The sequence below is a fragment of the Mesorhizobium sp. M7A.F.Ca.US.014.04.1.1 genome, from assembly GCF_003998745.1.
GTDB lineage: Bacteria > Pseudomonadota > Alphaproteobacteria > Rhizobiales > Rhizobiaceae > Mesorhizobium > Mesorhizobium ciceri.
Genome location: NZ_RZRW01001167.1, coordinates 1 through 932, shown reverse-complemented (window position 1 = coordinate 932; position 932 = coordinate 1). Strand labels below are relative to the sequence as shown.

General features: G+C 66.5%; 1 protein-coding gene and 1 pseudogene. One reads left to right on the top strand and one right to left on the bottom strand.

Annotated elements, in window-relative coordinates; translation table 11 throughout:
• Positions 1-203 (top strand): annotated as a pseudogene (locus EOA22_RS35325) (tRNA dihydrouridine(20/20a) synthase DusA); the annotation flags it as partial.
• A 10-nt stretch (positions 204-213) separates the two neighbouring features.
• Here EOA22_RS35325 and EOA22_RS35320 read toward each other — a convergent pair.
• A complete protein-coding gene (locus tag EOA22_RS35320; protein WP_024503317.1) occupies positions 214-918 on the bottom strand; it encodes a TIGR02281 family clan AA aspartic protease in 705 nt (234 codons plus the stop codon).
• Between the last annotated feature and the right edge of the window lie 14 nt (positions 919-932).

The window sequence follows — 932 nt, the reverse complement described above, 5'->3', positions numbered from 1 at the left end:
ATGCGGCACGTCATATGGAGCGGGGGGGGCGGTTGGAACATGTCACCCGCCACATGGTCGGACTGTTCCATGGCTTGCCCGGCGCGCGCCGCTACCGGCAGATCCTGTCCACCGACGCGACAAAACCCGGCGCCGGCCCGGACGTGCTGAAGGCGGCTTTCGCGGCCGTCGAGCTCGGCGGAGCGGCAGCCGAAGCGGCTTGAGATTCAGGGATCAGTCCCTGAGGATCATGCGGTCGCCGCGCACGTCAAAGCCCGACAATGAACCGATGAAGTTCATGCCGAGCAGGCTCTGGCTGAGCATGCCGGGTGCGGCGATCATCACCGACATATCCCTGCGCGTGATGCCGCCGATCGCAATCTGATCGGTTTTCACGGCCGCGGCGCGTGCCATGCCGTTGGCGGTCGAAACCGGTATGGTGTAGTTGAGCGCCGCTGGATTGAATCCGGCGGCTTGTGCGTCTTCGGACGTCAGCACGGTGCTGGTCGCGCCGGTATCCACCACGGCCCGGACCGGGTTGCCGTTGACCAGGATGCGCGCTTCGAAATGGCCGTTGTCCGCCTTGTCGAGCGTCACCGTGGCGTGGCCGTCCTCGACGCCAAGCGCAAGCGGACTGCCGGGAACAAGGCCCGCGGTCACCCGGCTGGCGACATCCTGCAGCTCATAGCGGTACTGATAGCCGGCGATCAGCGCGAGCGCGATGGCCGCCCAGGCGCCTAAGTTGCGGGCCATGGCGCCCAGGGGTCGGCCCGAGCGAAGCAGGCCGGCGCCGATAAGGGCGCCAAAGGCGCCGAGCCAGATCAGCCGGCTGAAATCGTTGTTCTCCACGCCGAGGGTGCTGCCGGCGGAATCGTTGAGCATGAGCAGGACTGCTCCCACCCCGATCGCGGCCATCAATATCCAGAACAACCGGCTCATCCGCACCTCACGAC